This is a genomic window from Nocardia niwae NBRC 108934 = DSM 45340 (assembly GCF_001613465.1).
Classification (GTDB): domain Bacteria; phylum Actinomycetota; class Actinomycetes; order Mycobacteriales; family Mycobacteriaceae; genus Nocardia; species Nocardia niwae.
The window spans coordinates 1-18920 of the sequence record NZ_BDCK01000018.1 but is presented as its reverse complement, the minus strand read 5'-3'; the positions used below and the strand labels follow the sequence as shown (position 1 = coordinate 18920).

The 18920-nt window shown below is 69.7% G+C and carries 16 protein-coding genes; 9 read left to right on the top strand and 7 right to left on the bottom strand.

All coding sequences use genetic code 11. The annotated features are described in order from the left end of the window. Window positions 1–50 precede the first annotated feature (50 nt). Window positions 51–905 (bottom strand): LLM class F420-dependent oxidoreductase, encoded by an 855-nt coding sequence (locus tag NNI01S_RS10755; protein WP_063020093.1) that lies wholly within the window; start codon window positions 903–905, stop codon window positions 51–53. Between the two features lie 137 nt (window positions 906–1042). On the opposite strand from NNI01S_RS10755, the gene NNI01S_RS10750 reads away from it, so the two are divergent. The 4 genes from NNI01S_RS10750 (at window position 1043) to NNI01S_RS10735 (ending at window position 7459) form a co-directional block, all read left to right on the top strand. Continuing rightward, a complete protein-coding gene (locus NNI01S_RS10750; RefSeq protein ID WP_084488701.1) occupies window positions 1043–2563 on the top strand; it encodes a threonine/serine exporter family protein in 1521 nt (506 codons plus the stop codon). Window positions 2564–2670: 107 nt separating this feature from the next. Then, window positions 2671–3327: a biliverdin-producing heme oxygenase gene (locus NNI01S_RS10745; protein WP_063019912.1), complete on the top strand. Its 657-nt coding sequence runs from the start codon at window positions 2671–2673 to the stop codon at window positions 3325–3327. Window positions 3328–3410: 83 nt separating this feature from the next. Then, on the top strand, window positions 3411–5117 hold the full coding sequence (locus tag NNI01S_RS10740; RefSeq protein WP_063019911.1) for a bifunctional metallophosphatase/5'-nucleotidase: 1707 nt from the start codon (window positions 3411–3413) through the stop codon (window positions 5115–5117). A 311-nt stretch (window positions 5118–5428) separates the two neighbouring features. Then, the gene (locus tag NNI01S_RS10735; RefSeq protein WP_063019910.1) at window positions 5429–7459 is read left to right on the top strand and encodes an SDR family oxidoreductase; all 2031 of its coding nucleotides are present in this window, start codon (window positions 5429–5431) and stop codon (window positions 7457–7459) included. 67 nt (window positions 7460–7526) lie between these two features. On the opposite strand, the gene NNI01S_RS10730 is transcribed toward NNI01S_RS10735, so the two are convergent. Together NNI01S_RS10730 and NNI01S_RS10725 are read right to left on the bottom strand one after the other, a co-directional pair. Continuing rightward, window positions 7527–8183, bottom strand: coding sequence for a cutinase family protein (locus tag NNI01S_RS10730; protein ID WP_063019909.1), 657 nt, complete (start codon window positions 8181–8183; stop codon window positions 7527–7529). Between the two features lie 146 nt (window positions 8184–8329). Continuing rightward, window positions 8330–9334, bottom strand: a complete 1005-nt coding sequence (locus NNI01S_RS10725; protein WP_063020091.1) for a zinc-binding alcohol dehydrogenase family protein — start codon at window positions 9332–9334, stop codon at window positions 8330–8332. Between the two features lie 208 nt (window positions 9335–9542). On the opposite strand from NNI01S_RS10725, the gene NNI01S_RS10720 reads away from it, so the two are divergent. Beyond that, window positions 9543–10181, top strand: a complete 639-nt coding sequence (locus tag NNI01S_RS10720) for a TetR/AcrR family transcriptional regulator (RefSeq protein WP_063019908.1) — start codon at window positions 9543–9545, stop codon at window positions 10179–10181. Next, the gene (locus NNI01S_RS10715; protein ID WP_174554389.1) at window positions 10178–11857 is read left to right on the top strand and encodes an FAD-binding dehydrogenase; all 1680 of its coding nucleotides are present in this window, start codon (window positions 10178–10180) and stop codon (window positions 11855–11857) included. The genes NNI01S_RS10720 and NNI01S_RS10715 overlap by 4 nt, the downstream gene beginning before the upstream one ends. A 3-nt stretch (window positions 11858–11860) precedes the next feature. Here the strand turns inward: NNI01S_RS10715 and NNI01S_RS10710 are convergent, their stop codons facing one another. After that, window positions 11861–12727, bottom strand: coding sequence for an expansin EXLX1 family cellulose-binding protein (locus NNI01S_RS10710; RefSeq protein ID WP_084488700.1), 867 nt, complete (start codon window positions 12725–12727; stop codon window positions 11861–11863). Between the two features lie 221 nt (window positions 12728–12948). Continuing rightward, window positions 12949–13773: an IclR family transcriptional regulator gene (locus tag NNI01S_RS10705; RefSeq protein ID WP_357803222.1), complete on the bottom strand. Its 825-nt coding sequence runs from the start codon at window positions 13771–13773 to the stop codon at window positions 12949–12951. Window positions 13774–14000: 227 nt separating this feature from the next. Between NNI01S_RS10705 and NNI01S_RS10700 the strand changes: the two genes are divergently transcribed. Together NNI01S_RS10700 and NNI01S_RS10695 are read left to right on the top strand one after the other, a co-directional pair. Then, window positions 14001–14477 (top strand): nuclear transport factor 2 family protein, encoded by a 477-nt coding sequence (locus NNI01S_RS10700; protein ID WP_063019906.1) that lies wholly within the window; start codon window positions 14001–14003, stop codon window positions 14475–14477. Between the two features lie 82 nt (window positions 14478–14559). Beyond that, a complete protein-coding gene (locus NNI01S_RS10695; protein ID WP_063020088.1) occupies window positions 14560–15612 on the top strand; it encodes an aminotransferase class V-fold PLP-dependent enzyme in 1053 nt (350 codons plus the stop codon). 433 nt (window positions 15613–16045) lie between these two features. On the opposite strand, the gene NNI01S_RS10690 is transcribed toward NNI01S_RS10695, so the two are convergent. Both NNI01S_RS10690 and NNI01S_RS10685 read right to left on the bottom strand, forming a co-directional pair. Beyond that, complete coding sequence (locus NNI01S_RS10690) at window positions 16046–17122, bottom strand: NAD(P)H-dependent amine dehydrogenase family protein (protein ID WP_063019905.1); 1077 nt, start codon at window positions 17120–17122, stop codon at window positions 16046–16048. A gap of 1 nt (window position 17123) precedes the next feature. Further along, window positions 17124–17915 carry an SDR family oxidoreductase gene (locus NNI01S_RS10685; protein ID WP_063019904.1) on the bottom strand — a complete coding sequence of 264 codons (792 nt, stop codon included), beginning with the start codon at window positions 17913–17915 and terminating at the stop codon, window positions 17124–17126. A gap of 99 nt (window positions 17916–18014) precedes the next feature. Here NNI01S_RS10685 and NNI01S_RS10680 point away from each other — a divergent pair, with 99 nt between their 5' ends. Next, window positions 18015–18881 (top strand): helix-turn-helix domain-containing protein, encoded by an 867-nt coding sequence (locus tag NNI01S_RS10680; protein WP_063019903.1) that lies wholly within the window; start codon window positions 18015–18017, stop codon window positions 18879–18881. Window positions 18882–18920 lie beyond the last annotated feature (39 nt).

Sequence of the window (18920 nt, the reverse complement as noted above, 5' to 3'; positions counted from 1 at the left end):
GACGTGGCCCGCGCGAACCCATTCGCGCGGGCCACCTCCCACTCGGCGGGTCAGCCGGTGTGCTCGATCCCGAGCTTCCCGGCCAGTCGCGTGAGGTACGCCCGCACGTCCTCCGCGGGACGATCGGGCAGTCCGAAAACCGCCTCGGTGACACCGGCTTCGGCCCAGCGCGCCAGTTGCGCCGCGTCGTGCCGACCGGCGAGCGCGACGACCGCGGGGCTGTCCGCGCGCCCGCGCTCGCGCCAGATCCGGCGCAGCGCCGCGATCTTCTCGTCGAGACCGTCCTCGGTCGGTGTGGTGATCCATCCGTCGGCGTGCTCGGCCAGCCAGGTGAAATTCTTCTCGGTGCCCGCCGCGCCGAGCAGCACCGGAATGCGTTTCTGCACCGGCTTCGGCCACGACCAGCTGGCGCCGAAGGTGACGAACTCGCCGTCGAAGACGGCTTCCTCCTCGGTCCACAGCACGCGCATGGCCTCGAGATGTTCGCGCAGCACCGTCCTGCGCTTGCCCGCGGGCACGCCATGGTGGGCCAGTTCGTCGGTGTTCCAGCCGAATCCGACGCCGAGGCTGACCCTGCCGCCGGACAGGTGGTCCAGTGAGGCGATGGTCTTGGCCAGGGTGATCGGATGGTGTTCGGCGGGCAGCGCCACCGCGGTGGACAAACCGATGCGCTCGGTCACGGACGCCGCGGTGCCGAGCGCGACCCACGGGTCGAGCGTGCGCAGGTAACGGTCGTCGGGCAGGCTCGCATCGCCGGTGCGCGGGTGCGCCGCGGCGCGGACCACCGGGATGTGGGTGTGCTCCGGGACGTAGAACGTGTCGAAACCGGCACGCTCGGCGGCCAGTGCCGCATCCGCGGGGGTGATGCCCCGATCGCTGGTGAACAACACGATTCCGTACCGCACGGCACGCACTCCCATCGCCGAAATTAGAACAAGTTCTACCACGATTCGCCCGTATGACCAAGGGTCGATGCAAGCCGGCGCGCCCGCCGCGACCCGCGCGGATGCCAAGCAGTCGTCGGATGACTAGGTTCGCGTCCATGAGTCCTGACGCATCTTCCGTAGGCGATGTCATCACCGAACCGGTGGATCACCTCGGCTGGCGTCGCGGGCTTCGCCTGCGGCGCGCCCGGCCGATTCCGGTCGTCACCCAGGCCGTCGGCCTGCTGGTGGCGGACCGGCAGGCGACCGCGGACACCATCGTCACCGCGCCGACACCGTTGCAGCCGATCGATCTGACCGACGACGCCAGGGTCGCCGAGGTCCTCGACCTCGCGGTCCGAGTCGGCGAGGTGGTGCTCGCCTCCGGCACCGGCGTGGTGGACACCACCACGACGGTGCGCTTCATCGCCGCCACCTACGGACTGTCCCGCTGCAGCATCGACGTCACCTACGACGCCATTCGCATCTGGGCCGACCGCGGGCCCGCGCTGCCGCCGGCCAGCACCATGCGGATCGTGCACTACCGCGCCCTGGACTTCACCCGGCTCGCCGCCGTCGACCGGCTGACCCGCCGAATCCGCAACGAGGTGGTCCCGCCGGACCAGGCCCGCGCCGCCCTGGACGCGATCACCTCGGCGCCGCACCCGTATCACCGGTGGACCGCCACCGCCGCGTGGTCGCTGATGGCGGCGGCGATCGCCGCGCTGCTCGGCGCGGGCGCCCTCGTGGCCGCGGTCAGTTTCGCGACCACCGCGGCGATCGACCGCACCAATCGCGTCCTCAATCGCTACGGGCTGCCGTTCTTCTTCCAGCACATGGTGGGCGGCGCCATCGCGGCGATCCCGGCCATCGTGCTGGCGAGCCTGGCCGCGCGCCTGCGGATCGACGTCGACCCCACCCTGATCATCGCGGCCGGAATCACAGTGCTGCTCAGCGGCTTGCAACTGGTCGGCTCGGTACAGGACGCGATCACCGGCGCGCCCATCACCGCCACCGCCCGCATGCTCGAGGTGATGATGATGACCGGCGGCATCATCGCGGGCATCGCGCTCACCCTGCGTATCGCCGATCTCCTCGACGCCACGGTGCCGCCGGTCTACCTGACCTCCGCCCGCGACCTCACCGACCTGCCGGTGAAGATCCTGGCCGGTGCGGTGGCGGCGCTGGCGTTCGCGCTCGCCTGCTACGCCGAACGCCGGGCCCTGGCCGCCGCCGCAGGCAGCGGCGCCGCGGGCATCATCTGCTTCGTCCTCATCCAGGAGGCGGGTTTCGGCCCGGTGATCTCCTCCGGCGCCGCCGCGACGCTGGTCGGCCTGGCCGGTGGTCTCATGGCCCGCCGCGCGCTGACTCCCCCACTGGTTGTCGCCGTCGCGGGCATCACCCCGCTGCTGCCGGGACTGAAGGTCTACCGCGGGCTCTACGCCCTGCTCAACGACGAACTGCTGATCGGGGGCAACCAGCTGCTGTCGGCCTTCGGCATCGGCTGCGCGCTCGCGGCCGGAGTCACCCTCGGCGAGTGGTGCGACCGCACCGTGCGCAGGCCGCGGATTCTGCGCCGGTTCGGCTCACTGCGCCGCCCGATCGTCCGGCGTCGCCGCCGATCGTCGCCCGCGCACTGAGCCGCGAGGTGCATGCGCGCCGTACGGCCGCCCGGTAACCTCTTATCGAACTGGTCAGGGCGCCGCGATCCGGTGGCGGCCCCGGTGTGAGGTGAGGTGGTTCGGACATGTCGGAAGCAGTGCCGTTCTCGACGCAGATCCGCAGCGCCACCGCGCAACAGCACGCGGAGGCGGAGAACTCCCGCTTCATGAGCGAGATGCTCGGCGGAGCCCTCGGTGTCGACTCGTATCACCGCTACACCGGTCAGCTGTGGTTCATCTATCGCGCGCTCGAACAGCGCTGGGGTGCGCTGTCCGACGACCCGGTCGCAGGCCCGTTCATCCGGCCCGAGCTCGCCCGCACCGCCGAACTCGAGCGCGATCTCGCACATCTGCTCGGTCCGGACTGGCGTGCCGGCCTGGAACCGCTGCCCGCGACCGCGGCCTACGCCGAACGCATCGACGAGTGCGCGCGCGACTGGCCGGCCGGGTACATCGCCCACCACTACACCCGCTACCTAGGTGACCTGTCCGGCGGCCAGGTCATCCGCGGCACCGCGGAGAAGCTGTGGAACCTGCCGCATCGCGGCGACGGCGTCCGCTTCTACGTCTTCGACGGCGTCGGCAACCCCGCGGCGTTCAAGCGGGAATACCGTGGCCTGCTCGACCGGTTGCCGCTCGACGATCTGGAGCGCCGCCGCGTGCTCGACGAAGGCCGGCGGGCCTTCGCGATGAACACCGCGGTCTTCGAGGAACTGGCCGACGAATTCCCGGCCGCGCAGTAGCCGGATAGGCACGCGCATCCTCCTGCCGCACGCGGCCTTTCGGCCGTCGTGCGCGAACGCCGTGGACATGGGACAGTCGTGGTATGAGAGCGCGCCGTCGCATCGCCGTGGTTCTTGCCGGTCTGGTCGGTGTCGGCCTGGTGGGGGGTTGCGGCACGACGTCCGATCCCGGCGCCGGTCCCGGCTCGTCGACAGCGGCCAGGATCGTGCCCCTGATCTCGACCGACGACCTGCGTCCGGCGCAACCGGACGAGGTGCACCTGTTCGGCTTCAACGATCTGCACGGAAACCTGCAGCCGCCGAGCGGGTCCAACGGCAAGATCGCGACTTACGACGCGGGCGGAGCCGCGTATCTGGCCACCCATCTGGCCCGGCTGAGGGCCGCTTATCCGTCCAGCGCCGTGCTGGCGGCCGGGGACAACATCGGGGCCAGCCCGTTGATCTCCAGCCTGTTCCACGACGAGCCGACGATCGGCTTCCTCAACAATGCCGGAGTGGCCGCGTCCGCGGTCGGCAATCACGAATTCGACGACGGCGTATCGGAATTGGCGCGCCTGCAGCAAGGCGGATGCGCGGTCGACGGATGTTCGCCCGGCGCCGCGTTCACGGGCGCGAAGTTTCCGTATCTGGCGGCGAACGTCACCGATGCGCAGGGCGGTCTGCCGCCGGCGTTGCGTCCGTGGACGCTGTTACAGGTGGGCGGGCACCGGATCGGTGTGGTCGGCACGGTCACACCCGAAACCGCGAATATCGTGCTGCCCGAGGGCATCCGGGGGTACCGCTTCAGTGACCAAGCCGCCGCGATCAACCGCTACGTGCCGGAACTGAAGGCAGCGGGCGCGGAGGCGATCGTGGCTCTGGTGCACGACGGCGGTTCCCAGCGGCCCGAGCGGGACGCGCCGGTGGACTACAACGGATGCGCGAACATCAGCCCGAACGTGACCGGACTGGCCGAGCGGATCGACCCCGCGGTCCGGGCGGTGTTCACCGCCCACAGCCACCAGCCCTACGTGTGCACCGTCGCGGGCAAGGTGATCACCCAGGCGGCCTCGTACGGACGGCTCGTCACCGACGTCACGCTGCGTTTCGGCGGAGAGGGCGCGCAGGCGTCGGCGGTCAATCGCGTCGTGACCCGCGAGGTCACACCCGACGCCCCGACGACCGCGCTGATCGACTTCTACACCGAGCAATCACGGCCCCGCGCGGGCCGCGTCGTCGGCGCGACGGCGAACGCCCTGCCGCACGATCCCGGCCCGGCGGGCACCTCACCGCTGGGTGACGTGATCGCCGATTCCATGCTGTCGGTCACCGCGGGACCGGCCGCCGCCGTCGCCGCCTTCATGAACCCCGGCGGCGTGCGCGCCGATCTGAAACAGGGGCCGATCACCTACGGCGACCTGTTCACCGTTCAACCGTTCGGCAACCAGGTCGTCACGCTCACCCTGACCGGCAGCCAGATCCTGCGCCTGCTGGAACAGCAGTGGAGCAACAGCGCGGGCAAACCGACGATCCTGTCTCTCGCAGGCGTCGGCTATGCCTACTCCGACACCGCTCCCACGGGTGCGAAGGTGATCACCGACAGCGTCCGCATCGCAGGTCAGCCGATCAACCCGGTCGCCACGTATCGCGTCACGACCAACAACTTCCTGGCTTCGGGGGGCGACGGATTCACCGTCTTCACCGAGGGCGCCGATACCGCGGTGGGCCCGACCGACCTCGACGCGTTCGAGACGTTCCTGCGCGGCAAGCCCCCGCTGCAGGCGCCGCCCGCTCGCGTCGAGAAGAAGTAGCCGGACCGGGCCCGGATCGGACGCTGCCAAGTTGCTGGACACTCGACCAAAACGCGAGTAACTGGAAATCTCTGTAACACATACCGTTTGACCTGCACAGACGGTGACCAGCCCCACACGCCGAACGGCTCATGATCGCTTGCCGGGCCCACGCGCGCTCGATTACTGTTGAGTAATAAGTCAGGACGAAGGTGTTCCTACTTTCGGCCCGACGTCTGTCGCTGGGGGCCGAATCACGCTGTCCGCATCCATTGCCGCATGCCGGATGACTTGTGCGACAACAGGGTTCGAGTGAACAGCAGGAGAATGCGATGGCCACTTACATCGTGACGGGCGGAACCGGATTCTTGGGCAGGCGGGTCGTGCAGGACCTGCTGGATCGCGACGCCGACGCGATCATCCACGTGCTGGTGCGCGAGACGTCGCTGGCGAAATTCACCGACATCGCTGCGGGCTGGCGCGGCGCCGAGCGGGTCTACGCGCTGATCGGCGATCTCACCGCCGAGGGCCTCGGCCTGGCGTGCGAGGCGCCGCGGGCCGACCACATCGTCCATCTGGGCGCCGTCTACGACATGACGGCCGATGAGGACACCGCACACGCGGCGAACGTCACCGGCACCCGCTCGGTGCTGGCCCTGGCCCGCGAGCTGGGAGCGGTACTGCATCATGTCTCCTCCGTGGCGGTGGCGGGCGATCACAAAGGCAAGTTCTTCGAGGAGGACTTCGACCTCGGACAGCGGCTGACCTCGCCGTATCACCGCACCAAGTTCGCCGCCGAGAAGCTCGTCCGCGAGGCGCACGGCGTGCGCTGGCGGGTGTATCGGCCCGCGATCATCGTGGGCGATTCCCGCACCGGCGAGATGGACAAGATCGACGGGCCCTACTACTTCTTCGGCGCGATCGCCAAGCTCGCCGCGCTGCCGTCGGATCTGCCGTTGCCGCTGCCCGATCTCGGCGCCACGAATATCGTTCCCGTCGATTACGTCTCGGCCGCCATGGCGGAACTGATCGGCCGCCCCGGCCTGAACGGACGCACCTTCCACCTGGTCAACCCGGAGCCGCAGCCGTTCGGCGAGGTGTATCGCGCGCTCGCCACAGCGGCGGGAGCGCCGACCGGCGTGGGCACGGTGCCCGGCAGCGGGCTGGCGCTCAGCGGCCTGGCGCACCTCCCCGGGGTCACCTCCGTGCGCGATTTCCTGCTCGATCAGGTGGGCATCCCGGCCGAGGTCGCTCCGCACACCTCGTTCTCCGCGGAGTTCATCAGCGACTCCACCCGCGCCCAGCTGCGCGGCACCGGCCTGACCGTGCCGTCGTTCGACAGCTACGCCGAGCGGCTGTGGCAGTACTGGCGCGACCACCTGGATCCGCAGCGCGGACGCGTGTCCGTCACCGACGACCCGCTCGCCGGCCGGGTCGTGCTGATCACCGGCGCGTCCTCCGGTATCGGGCTGGCCACCGCGCACGCCGTCGCCCGGCGCGGCGCCACGGTCCTGATGGTCGCCCGCGGGCACGACGACCTGGCGGCCGCCGCCGAAGCCGTGCGCGCGGAAGGCGGTGCCGCGCATACCTATCCGTGCGACATCACCGATTCCGAAGCGGTCGAGAAGCTCGTGCAGTGCGTCCTCGACGACCACGGCCGCGTCGACTACCTGGTGAACAACGCGGGCCGTTCGATCCGCCGCTCCGTGCTCAACTCCACCGACCGGATGCACGATTTCGAGCGCACCATGGCGGTGAACTACTTCGGCGCCGTGCGGCTCATCCTCGGACTGCTGCCGTCGATGCGGGCGCGCCGCTTCGGGCACGTGGTCAACATCTCGTCGATCGCGGTGCAGACGAAGGTGCCCCGGTTCGCCGCGTATGTGGCCAGTAAGTCGGCGCTGGACAACTTCAGCGAGATCGCGGCGGTGGAGAACCGGGATGCCGGAATCACCTTCACCTCGGTGCGGATGCCGCTGGTGCGGACCCCCATGATCGCCCCGACCGATCTGTACCGCTCGCTTCCGGTGCCGGATCCGGAGCAGGCCGCCGCGATCGTGGTGCGCGCGCTCGAGGACCGGCCACATCGCATCGACACGCCGGTCGGCACCTTCGCGCAGGCGGTGGAGTTGCTGATGCCGTCGGTGAAGCGTCAGATCATGCACCAGGGCTTCCGGTTGTTCGGGGAATCCGATGCGGCGCGAGGCGACTCGGACCGCCGTCCCGCCGAACCGGCCTCCGCCGCGGAGCCGGCGTCCGGCGGCGGCGCCTTGTCCGTCCTGGCCCCGGTGATCATGCCGCTCATGGCGCTGCCAACTCCCGCGGCGCGCGTCGCCCGCGTCGTTCCGGGCTTGCAGTGGTAGCTGTGCAGGGCTGAGGGGTGGGCCGACCTCCGTCGACCCACCCCCGCGTCGTCCCGGTCTCGCGACCTCACACCCGGTTCACCGTGAACTCCACGGCGGGCCACATGGCCCACCGGTAGTCCGTATGCGCGGCCGGACGGATGCCGCCTTCGCAGACGGGATCACCGCTCGCGCAGTAGTTTCCGGTCCGCCAGGCATATTGGTCCGGCACGTTCCAGCCGATCAGCCGGATCGGGTCACCGAACAACAGCACCGCCGCCACCCGCGAGGACAGATCCGCGGGCAATGTGTGCATCCCACCGAGTACGGTCACGATGCCGGTGCCGAGCACCCCGTGCGTCACGATGGCGCCCTGCGAAAAGCCGACCAGGATGAACCGCTGGTCCGGGCACCTCGCCGCCTGCCACAGCACATGAGCGGTCATGTCCTGGGTGCCGCGGCTGATCGAGGACGGGTCGAGCAGATCGGCCGGATAGTCCACCCGGTACGCCTGCGAATCGACCGGAAGCGCCTGCCACAGTGCGTCGTACAGCGGGTCGCCCACCACGGAGCCCAGGTATCCGGGTTCGTGGGTGCCTCTGGCGACGACGACATCGACTGCCGCACAGGACGTCGCCCATGCGTTCAACCCCGTCGCAGCCCCGAATCCCGCGACGAGCAGTAGCACGGCGAATGCCCTTACTACGCGCCACTTTTCGAAGTGAATTACCTTCCGGTTGGCCATCGTGCTCACCTACTCACGCCGTTGTGAGACAGCCGAGCGACACTTGTCAGTGACAATTCTCGGCTATATCCGCGAAGGTAAGAACGGCCCTGAGAGCCGTCAAGCAACTCCACCCGACCGATACGGAGTCAGCGCCGAATCGTGTTCTACGGCAGCAGAACCGCCGCACCGGCAAATCGCCCGTGAGCGAGATCGGCCAGCGCCCGATCGGCCATGTCCAGGGAATACCCGTGCGTGGTCAGATGTATCCGATGTTCGCCGGCGAACGCCAGGAATTCGCGGGCGTCCGCGCGGGTATTCGCGGTCACCGAGCGAATCTCCCGCTCCTGGAACACATGCCGCTGGTAGTTCAGCGTGGGAATGTCGCTGAGATGGATACCGGCGATGGCGAGGATACCGCCACGGTCGAGCGCCGCCAGGGCGGGCGGCACCAGGTCACCCACCGGTGCGAACAGGATCGCCGAATCCAGCAGTACCGGAGGCGGATCCGCCGCACCCTGCACCGAGGCGGCGCCGAGCGCGGTCGCGAGTTCGCGCGCCGCCGGATCCCGTGTCATCACGTGCACTTGCGCACCGCGGGCGGCGGCCACCTGAGCGGCGATGTGGGCGCTGCCGCCGAACCCGTAGATGCCCAGCCGCCCGCCCGGCGGCACGGAAGCGCGCAGCAGCGCCCGGTACCCGATGATGCCCGCACACAGCAGCGGGGCGGTGTCGGCATCGGCATAACCAGCAGGCAGGCGCAGCGCGTACGCGGCTGGAACACAAGCGAATTCGGCATAGCCGCCGTCGGCGTCCCAGCCGGTGTAAGCCGACCCCGGGCAGAGGTTCTCCGCTCCGCGCAGGCAGAATTTGCACTGCCCGCATGTGTGCCGAAGCCAGGCGATGCCCGCCCGGTCCCCCACCCGGAAACCCTCCGCCTCCGCGCCCCGGCCGAGCGCGACGACCTCCCCGACGATCTCGTGTCCCGGCACCACTCCGGCGCGGTGCACCGGAAGATCACCTTCGGCCACATGCAGGTCGGTCCGGCACACTCCGCAGGCGAGGACACGTACCGTCAACTCGCCCGGGCCGGGTTCCGGGACAGGTGCGCGCTCCGCGTCCAGTGGACCGCCATCGATCGGCCCCGGCCTGCGCACCCGCCAGCACCGCATCGCGCCGCTACCGCCGCGGACCTCGCTCATCGCCGGATCACCTCGCACCGATCGGATCGACACGGACCGGGCATCCCGACCGCGTCGGGTGTGCCGGAATCACCCTACTCGGCGAATTCGGCCACACCGGACAACACGTTCTGATACGTTTCTGTATCGAGTACATTCCTGTATCCGGACGATCGAGGCCGAACCGAGGAGGTGCCCCATGGCGTCCGATGCCGCACAGACCGCACCCGCCCGGGTCACCCGCCGCCGCGCCGAGACCAGAAACCGGCTGCTGACCGCCGCCTACGAGGCGTTCGCCGAAGAAGGCTTCGGGCGCGCCACCGTGGAGCGGGTGTGCGAGCGCGCCGGATTCACCCGCGGCGCGTTCTACTCGAACTTCAGTTCCCTGGACGAGCTGTTCCTGGCCATGTGGGAGCAACGTTCGACGGCGATGCTCAGCCGGGCGAGCGCCATTCTCGACGACATCGCGGCCGACGGCGCCGATGACGTGCGCGCCGCGGTCCAGCGACTGGAGCGGGCGGTCCCGGTCGACGAGGCCTGGTACCGGATCACCGCCGAATTCACCGCCCACGCGCTGCGCACCCCCGCGCTGCGCCGGGTGATGGCCGCCCGCGAGGAGGCCATCGTCGCGGCGCTCATGCCCACCATCGTCGCGGCGCTCGCACGCGGCGGCCGCACCGTGCCGGACCCGGAGGCGTTCGGCCAAGCGCTCATCGCCGTCCACGACGGCACCAGTGTGCAGGTCCTCATGGAGCCCGACGATCCCGCCGTGCGCGAGCGCCGCACCGAACTCTTCCACCACGTCGTGCTGGCCTACAGCACCGCAACCGAAGGATGAACATGTCCCAGAGCACCCCCGAGGCGGACGTCCTCGTCGTCGGCGCCGGGCTGGCCGGCCTGGTCGCCACGCACGAACTGGTCAAGGCAGGCCGCACCGTGCACGTGCTGGACCAGGAGAACCGCAACAACCTCGGCGGCCAGGCATTCTGGTCGCTGGGCGGGCTCTTCTTCGTCGACAGCCCGGAGCAGCGGCGCCTCGGCATCAAGGATTCCTACGATCTGGCCCTGCAGGACTGGCTCGGCTCGGCCGGGTTCGACCGTGACGACGAGGACAAGTGGGCCCGGCAGTGGGCGCAGGCGTACGTGCGGTTCGCGGCCACCGAGAAGCGCGAGTACCTGCGCGACCTCGGTCTGCGGGTGACGCCGCTGGTCGGCTGGGCCGAGCGCGGTGGCGACCGCGCCGACGGCCACGGCAACTCGGTGCCGCGCTTCCACCTCACCTGGGGCACCGGCCCCGAAGTGGTCCGGGTCTTCGCCGAGCCGGTTCTGGAGGGCGAACGCCGCGGGCTGGTCCGTTTCGGCTTCCGCCATCGCGTGGACGAGCTGATCGTGGAGGACGGCGCGGTGGTCGGCGTGCGCGGCGTCGTGCTCGAAGACACCGACCTGGACCGAGGCCGCGCGTCATCCCGGACCGTCGTGGGCGAGTTCGAATACCGCGCCGAGGCCGTGATCGTGGCGTCCGGCGGCATCGGGCACAATCACGAGCTGATCCGGCGCAACTGGCCGACCGAACGGCTGGGCCCGTGCCCGCAGACCATGATTTCCGGCGTGCCCGCACACGTCGACGGCCGGATGCTCGCCATCACCGAGGCCGCGGGCGGCGCCATCGTCAACCGGGACCGCATGTGGCATTACACCGAGGGCATCGTGAACTGGGATCCGATCTGGCCCGACCATGCCATCCGGATCATCCCCGGGCCGTCCTCGCTGTGGTTCGACGCGAATGGAAAGCGTTTGCCCGCACCGTGTTTCCCCGGATTCGACACCAACACGACGATGAAGGAGATCCTGAAGACCGGCTACGACTACTCCTGGTTCGTCCTCACGCAGTCGATCATCGAGAAGGAGTTCGCGCTGTCGGGCTCCGAACAGAACCCGGACATCACCGGCAAGGACCTCAAGCTCACCTTGAAAAGCCGCGTGGCCAAAGGCGCGCCGGGGCCGGTCGAGGCGTTCAAACAGCACGGCGTCGATTTCGTCGTGGCGGACACGCTGCGTGAACTCGTCGCGGGCATGAACAAGATCGCTCGCGGGCCCCAGCTGGACTACGACGACCTGGAACGCCAGATCGTCGCGCGCGACCGGGAATTGGCGAACAAATACAGCAAGGACAGCCAGCTGATGGCGATCGACAACGCGCGCCGGTATTTCGGCGACAAGGCGGGCCGGGTCGCCAAACCGCATCGGATCCTCGATCCGGACGCGGGCCCGCTCATCGCCGTGCGGCTCAACATCCTCACCCGCAAGACTCTGGGCGGCCTGCAGACCGACCTGAATTCCCAGGTGATCCGGCCGGACGGGACGGCCTTCCCGGGTCTGTACGCCGCGGGCGAGGTCGCCGGATTCGGTGGCGGCGGCGTGCACGGCTACAACGCGCTGGAAGGCACCTTCCTCGGCGGGTGCATCTTCTCCGGCCGGGCGGCCGGGCGCGCGCTGGCCGCGAAACCCGCCTGATCGTCAGCGCCTGCAGCCCGACGCGACCGTTGCGGGGCCCGTCGAAGTGCCGAGCGACGGCGACGACGTGAACGACGGTGCGCCGGAGTAGAGCCGGGCACCCGCCGCGTACCGGCCCGGCTCGGGCATCACCTCGGTGATCTCGGCCTCGTTGCCGAAGACATCGGTCACGCGCGCCGTGAACGGGCCCCGGCCCACGCCGGAGAGGGTCCAATAGTTGTCGGCCCGTCGCGTGAGCTGTCGCCACTGCCCGCCCTCCGTGGGACGAACCGCGACCTCGCGCAACGGGTTACCCGTACCGCCGAACAGGATGCCGAACCAGGACGCGGACGAATCCGGCTGAACCTCGTAGGTCAGCTCCTGCACCGGCTGCGGGTCGCGGACCAAGCGGTAACCGATCCGCGCCACTCCTTCCCGCGGATCGGCGATCCGCTCGAACGCCGCCGAGCTCAGAGCCAGTTGTCCCGGAGCGCAGGCCGGGCAGTGGTCGACCACCAGCGCCCGGACCGAACCGCGGGGACCCGTGATGTCCAGATACGCCCCGCACAGGTCGGCGCGCCCGTAGTCGGAAGTGGACAGCCCCGCATAGTAGCCGTCCGCCGCCTGTTCACGGAACGAACACGACACGTGATTGCCGACCACGAAGTAGCGCGCCTCGGCCGACGTGTCCGGTCCGATCGGCGCGAAAGTGACTACGGACACCGGGAATCGCGCCGGCGCGGACGCCTCGTGCGGCGGATTCGCCGCAGCACAGGTCGGTGCGGACGGCCGCACCAGCCAGACGACCACCGCGACGGTGGCCAGCACGCCTGCCGCAAACCACAGCCATTCGGAACGGAATGGCCGCTCTTGGATCGGTACCCGGTGCATCGCTTCCCCGACTCCGGCTCGCCTGCTCGCGGACTGTCCATCCTGACCTCTTCAGGAAAGCAGCCCGGCCGCTCGCGCGCAGCGCGAACGGAAATTCTTCACTGTGCAAGTCACGCGATTCAGCAAGGCCACCGCTAATTTTCGATCGGCCCGCGTCGCACCGGTCGCGGCGGCGCGAAACGATCCGGCACTCCGCCGCTCGCCGGAGCCGCGCGGAACTGTCACCGTCGGCGCGCGTGCCGGGGAAAGAGGTTTCGCCCCGCCTCCTGCGCGACCTCGGCCAGCGCGCGGGCCAGCCGCGCGGTGTCCGGCCCCACATGATCGGCACCGGCTCGGCCCGACAGCGACACCGCGGCGATCGCAGCGCCACGTCCGCGGATCGGCACGGCCACGCACGCGAGGCCGGGCACGGACTCCTCGTTGTCGACGGCGACGCCCTGGCGATTGCGGATGCGGCCGAGTTCACGATGCAGCTCGACGCGGTCGGCGAGCGTGTGCGCGGTCAGCTGCGGCAGGCGATCCCGGAAGGACGCCTCCACGATGCTCGGGTCCAACGTCGCCAGCAGCGCCTTGCCGAGCGCCGTGCTGTGCGCGGGCATCCGGCCGCCGAGCCTCGTGGGCACGCTCGCGGCGACCCGGCCGCCCACCTTGTCCAGATACAGCACGTCGCGCCCGTCCAGCACGCCGAGATGGCCGACCATCCCGGTCTGCTGACACACATCGTGCAGCAGCGGGCTCACCGCGTCGCGGATCTCGTTGTGGTCGGCGGCGAGCCCGCCCAGCTCCAGCGTGCGCAGGCCGAGCCGGTAACCGCCGGGGGCGTGCGCCAGCCAGCGCAGTCGGATCAGCTGATCGAGGATGCGATGCACGGTGGAGCGCGGCAACCCGGTGCGCTCGGACAGTTCGACGAGAGTGAGCGTCGGCGTAGCGCCGTCGAACGCTTCGAGGATCAGCGTCATCCGCTCGATCATGGACACCGGAGGCTGGCCCGGCCGTACCGCCTGTCCGGATCCGGTGGATAACTCCCCGGGCTCGGGCTCGGTCATCACCTCGACCGTCAATTCCAACCTCCACGCGCGCTCGCGTAGAGCTTAGAGGCCGCTAGGCGGAGCCGTGCGCGGAATCCGCAAGGCCGAACAGCCATTCGCGGGTACCGCACTTGCCGACCACGCCGGATGCCGGGCTCCGTCCCCTCGGAAACCGACAGCATCGAACTCGAGCCAAAGTAGAACACGTTCTTGTCCGACGGCTTCGCGCGTGCCAGGCTCTACAGATGGATCTCGACGCCATCGAAGCCGTCCGCCAGCTCAAGTACCGCTACTTCCGGACCCTCGACCTCAAACAGTGGGACGAGTTCGCCGACACCCTCGCCGTCGACGCGAAAGGACGCTACGGCACCCACGCCATGGCTGAGCCGCTGCACCTGGACGGTCGCGACGCCATCACCGCGTTCATGCGGGAGAATCTCGGTCCCTCGCTCGTCACGGTCCATATCGCCAACCACCCCGAGATACGCGTCGAGGGCGAAACGGCCACGGGCTCGTGGGCCTTCGAGGACACCGTGATCGCCACCGAATACGGGGTGCTGATTCGTGGGGCCGGGTACTACACCGACACCTACCGCCGGGACACCGACGGCACATGGCGCATCGCCTCCACGGGCTACCGCCGCATCTACGAGTCCATGCAATCGCTGGCGGACACTCCCAGCTTCGAGTTGCTGTCCAACATGTGGTCGCCGAAGACGTGATCGTCCGCCGCCGGGCGAAATCGGTCCACTATCGGCCCGGTGGCGCTGGACGGTGCGGCGCCGTCCGGCGGATGCTGCGACCATGCCCTCCCTAGCGCCTGACGAATTCACGCCCGAAACCACCTACCTGAACACCGCCTCCTTCGGCCTGCCGTCCGCCCGGGCCTCGGCCGCGGTGCGCGACGCGAGTGCGAGCTGGGCGTCCGGCCGCGGCGCGCCGACCTCCGAGGTCGATCGACTGGCGCCCGGCCTGCGCGCCGGGTTCGCCCGCCTGCTCGATGGCGCGACCGCCGACGACATCGCGCTCGGCAGCGGTGTCGCGGGCCTGATCGCCCCCGTGGCCACCGCTCTGCCGCCCGGTGCGGAAGTCCTGCTGCCGGAAGGCGAATTCGCCTCGGTCTCGATGCCTTTCGTCTACCGGGACGACCTCGTCGTGCGCTTCGTCCCCTTGGCGGAGCTGGCCGCGCAGGTACGCCCGGAGACCGCGCTGGTGGCGGTGAGCGTGGTCCAATCCGCGGACGGCCGCGTCACCGATCTGGCCGAACTGCGCGCGGTCACCCGGGCCAACGGCGCGCGCCTGCTCGTCGACGCCACCCAGGCCGCGGGCTGGCTGCCGTTGCGCTTCGCCGACGCGGACTATTGGGTCTGCGCCACCTTCAAATGGCTCATCGGCGCGCGCAGCGTCGCCTTCCTCGCCACGCCGCGCGAGCTCGTCCCACAGCTGCGTCCGATCGGGTCCAGCTGGTACGCCGCCGAGGACCGCTGGGCTGAGCTGTACCACCCCACCGCGCTGCCCGCCACGGCCCGGCGCTTCGACACGACACCCGATTGGCTCGGTGTCGTGGCGGCGCTGCAAGGACTGTCGCTGATCGAGGAACTGACGGTCGACAAGATCGGCGCACACGACCTCGAACTCGCCGACCGATTCCGCGACGGACTGCGCGAACTCGGTTTCGCGCCCGTCGCGGCGCGCTCCCCCATCGTCTCCGTCCCGGGCGCGGCCGACCTCGCGCCCCGCCTCGAGCAGGCCGAGGTGATCGCCTCGGCGCGCGGCGGCGGTCTGCGCTTCGCCTTCCACCTCTACAACAGCACCGAGGACGTCGAACGGGCGCTGTCCGCGCTGCGAACCGGATAGCCCTTCCGCGGCCGCGTACCGCCGGGGATCCGCAGGATCGGCCGAGTGAGTGGGTAGGGCGCAGACATATCGGGACAGGCAACCGATCCGAACGGGGCAGTTCCCTGAAGGCCGCAGGCCGCGCAACCGGTCAGGGACCAACGCGCCCGATCACGCGGGACGCCGCAGAGCCAACCGCACTCCGGTCAGGGAAAAGCCCTGGCACCGGAAGCCGGTCGGTATCCCCGCTCGAGGCGGGGCACTGCGCCGAACAGCCATCGGCAGCCTCTTGCCGCACGCCGACCAGGGCTCGGGCCGGAGCGCCGGAACTCGCTGAAGGGCGACGGCACCATCCGCGCCGGGCGCCCAGTCCCCCGCGCAGACGCCGGGTGCTCGCCTGTGCCGGTATCCGAACAGGGAAGACGTGGGGACCGAGCCGTGGGGCGAGGCGGGTCTACCGCCCCGACCGCTGTGCGGGTGCGGTGATCAGCGGCAGATCGAGCGCGGTGAGAATTCCGGCGGGTGCGGCGACCACCGCGGGGACGGCGTTGACGATGCGCATGCCGGTCGCCAGCAAGGTCGCGTGGTTGTGGTCACCGTTGCGGCTCGAGGTCACCAGGTCCATCGCGTAGCTGGGCTCGCCGGTGATCTCGACCCGGTAGGAGCCCTCGGCGTGCGCGGGCTGCGGCCACTCCGGGCACAGGTCCGGGCGCAACCGCGTCACGTGCTCGAGCACCGTGACGGGTGCGTCGCCGACCATGCCGCGCACTTCGAAACGCAATGCCGCCGCGGTTCCCTCGGCGATGTGCCCGGTGGCGATGTCGAACGACTCCGGCGCCGGGACGCGCTCGTAGGTCTCGGTGACCGCATCGAGAGTGACTCCGATGCCCGCAGCGAGCTGGCGGACCGTACCGCCCCAAGCGAGCGAGAGCACGCCCGGCTGTAGCAGCATGGGGATCTCGTCGACGGGCTTGCCGAAACCCATGATGTCGAACATGACCTCTCGGTTGTCGTAGCTGGCATAGTCCACGATCTCCAGGCAGCGCAGCTGGTCGATGCGCAGACAGGTCCCCGCGAGCGCGAGTGGCAGCAGGTCGTTGGCGAAGCCCGGGTCGATGCCGTTCACCCACAGCGACGAATCGCCTTGCGCGGCCGCCTCCTGCACCGGATTCAGCAGCTCGTCGGGGAGCACGCCGTAGGGGTACTGGAAGAACACCGGCGCGCAGGCGACGACGTTGATTCCGGCGGCGAGGATGCGCTGGAGGTCCTGCACGGCCTCGAAGAGGCGGTTGTCGGTCATCGAGCAGTAGACGACACAGTCCGGACGCGCCGCGAGCAATGCGTCCACGTCGGTCGTCGCCGTGACGCCGACCGGATGATCGAGTCCGGCGAGGGTTCCCGCGTCCTTTCCTTCTTTGGCCGGGCCCGAGACCCATACGCCGGTCAGTTCCAGTTCGGGATGGGCGATGACGCCGGCCAAGGCATGCCTGCCCACATTGCCGGTGCCCCATTGCACTACGCGATATGTCATGTCACAGGTCCGGGATCGGGAGGTCGAGGTTCGGGATGATCAAGCCGCCGTCGGGCTCGAGGATCTTGCCGGTGAGGTATTTGCCCGCAGGCGAAACCAGGTAGAGCGCGGCCGCGGCGATGTCCTCGGGTTCCCCGATGCGGTGCAGCGGTGTCTTCGTTTCCAATTCGGTACGCATGGCCTCGTTTCCAGCGACGATCTCCAGTGCGGAGGTCAGGATGGAGCCGGGCGCGATCGCGTTCACGCGGATTCGCGGATTCAGATCGAGGGCGGCGAGTTTCGTGTAGTGGGCGAGAGCGGCCTTGGCGGTGCCGTATGCCGCGAATGCACGCCCCGGCAGCCGTCCCATCGTGGACGTGATGTTGAGAATCGATCCGCCACCCGCGGTTTCGAGCATGCGCGGCACCGCGGCTCGGACCAGCGCGTGCGCGTTGGTGACATTGAAGTCGAACGCGTCCCGCAGCGCTTGCGGGGTGGTGTCCAGCAGCGGGCACGGCAGTGCGCCACCCACATTGTTGACCACGATGTCGAGGCGTCCGAAGCGGTCGACCGCCGCCGCGGCCAGCGCGGCCGTCGCCTCGGTGTCGCTCAAGTCGGCGGGCACCACGTGCGCCTGTCGTCCGGCGGCGACCACGCGCTCGGCGACCTCATCGAGCTGACTCTTCGTCCGCGCGGCGATGACGACGTCGGCGCCCGCCTCCGCGAATGCGACAGCGATGGCCGCGCCGAGGCCACGCCCCGCGCCGGTGACTATCGCGACCTGATCGTCTATCCGGAACCGATCCAGAATCATCCGCGCTCCCTACCCGTCGACCGTCGAATATTCGACGGCGTCTGATGTAATATTCGTCATCGTAAGTCGCTCACCCGAGCCAGGACAAGAGGTGCCGCCATGCCGGACCGATCCGCGTCGCCGCCCACGCGGCGGGTCGTCGACATCGTGTCGCTGCTGGCGACGTCACCGGAGCCGATCAGCGTCGCAGGCGTCGCCGAACGGCTCGGTATCGCCCGCGCGACGGCGACCGCGATACTCACCGAATTGGACGGGGCCGGTTGGGTCGTCCGCGATGCGGCTCGTGGCTACGGCATCGGGCCCGCGCTGGCCGGACTGCACGGCGCCGCGCTTCCGCAGGGGGTGGGCGACCTCCTCGCCGGCCTGGCCGCGCGTACCGGGTACGGCGCCACCTTCAGCCGCATCGAACCGGACCGGCTCACTGTGCTCGACGTCCGGCACGGCGTCGACCGGGTCGTACCGGGAATTCCGGTGGGACATCGCATTCCGCTGCAGTTCCCGGCCGGAGCGAGCGTGATGCCGTGGCGGCCCGCGCAGGAGCAGAACACCTGGCTGCGTACCGCCTCCGACGCGGATCAGCGCATGGCAGGCGCGCTGCTCACGCTCGTGCGCGAGCGGGGGGTCGCGGTCTTCCGTCCGCGGGCCGATGACGCGGGCATGGTGGATCTGCTCGCCGATCTCCTCGGCGCGGTCGGATCCGAACTGCTGCGACCGCATCTGCGTACGCGCGCTCTGCGCCAGCTCGCGGCGCTCACGTCCCGGCCGTTTACTCGGGCGGAGCTGGATTCGGACGAGGTATTGCCGCTGAGTTACCTGGCGGCACCGGTTTTCGACGCTCGGGGGACCGCGTCCTACGAAGTTCAGCTGGGACCGTTGCGTGCCGCGACGACGCGCGTGGAACGCGAGGAATTCGTGGATGCGACACGCAGCGCGGCGCGCGAATTGACGACCGCGCTCACCGCATGAATCGCTGGGTTCTCGACGGCGCTCGATGCGGTGGTGAAT

Coding starts and splice junctions, on each gene's coding strand:
- NNI01S_RS10750 (WP_084488701.1), top strand. CDS start 1,043: ATGAGTCCTGACGCATCTTCCGTAGGCGATGTCATCACCGAACCGGTG.
- NNI01S_RS10745 (WP_063019912.1), top strand. CDS start 2,671: ATGTCGGAAGCAGTGCCGTTCTCGACGCAGATCCGCAGCGCCACCGCG.
- NNI01S_RS10740 (WP_063019911.1), top strand. CDS start 3,411: ATGAGAGCGCGCCGTCGCATCGCCGTGGTTCTTGCCGGTCTGGTCGGT.
- NNI01S_RS10735 (WP_063019910.1), top strand. CDS start 5,429: ATGGCCACTTACATCGTGACGGGCGGAACCGGATTCTTGGGCAGGCGG.
- NNI01S_RS10730 (WP_063019909.1), bottom strand. CDS start 8,183: ATGGCCAACCGGAAGGTAATTCACTTCGAAAAGTGGCGCGTAGTAAGG.
- NNI01S_RS10725 (WP_063020091.1), bottom strand. CDS start 9,334: ATGCGGTGCTGGCGGGTGCGCAGGCCGGGGCCGATCGATGGCGGTCCA.
- NNI01S_RS10720 (WP_063019908.1), top strand. CDS start 9,543: ATGGCGTCCGATGCCGCACAGACCGCACCCGCCCGGGTCACCCGCCGC.
- NNI01S_RS10715 (WP_174554389.1), top strand. CDS start 10,178: ATGAACATGTCCCAGAGCACCCCCGAGGCGGACGTCCTCGTCGTCGGC.
- NNI01S_RS10710 (WP_084488700.1), bottom strand. CDS start 12,727: ATGCACCGGGTACCGATCCAAGAGCGGCCATTCCGTTCCGAATGGCTG.
- NNI01S_RS10705 (WP_357803222.1), bottom strand. CDS start 13,773: ATGACCGAGCCCGAGCCCGGGGAGTTATCCACCGGATCCGGACAGGCG.
- NNI01S_RS10700 (WP_063019906.1), top strand. CDS start 14,001: ATGGATCTCGACGCCATCGAAGCCGTCCGCCAGCTCAAGTACCGCTAC.
- NNI01S_RS10695 (WP_063020088.1), top strand. CDS start 14,560: ATGCCCTCCCTAGCGCCTGACGAATTCACGCCCGAAACCACCTACCTG.
- NNI01S_RS10690 (WP_063019905.1), bottom strand. CDS start 17,122: ATGACATATCGCGTAGTGCAATGGGGCACCGGCAATGTGGGCAGGCAT.
- NNI01S_RS10685 (WP_063019904.1), bottom strand. CDS start 17,915: ATGATTCTGGATCGGTTCCGGATAGACGATCAGGTCGCGATAGTCACC.
- NNI01S_RS10680 (WP_063019903.1), top strand. CDS start 18,015: ATGCCGGACCGATCCGCGTCGCCGCCCACGCGGCGGGTCGTCGACATC.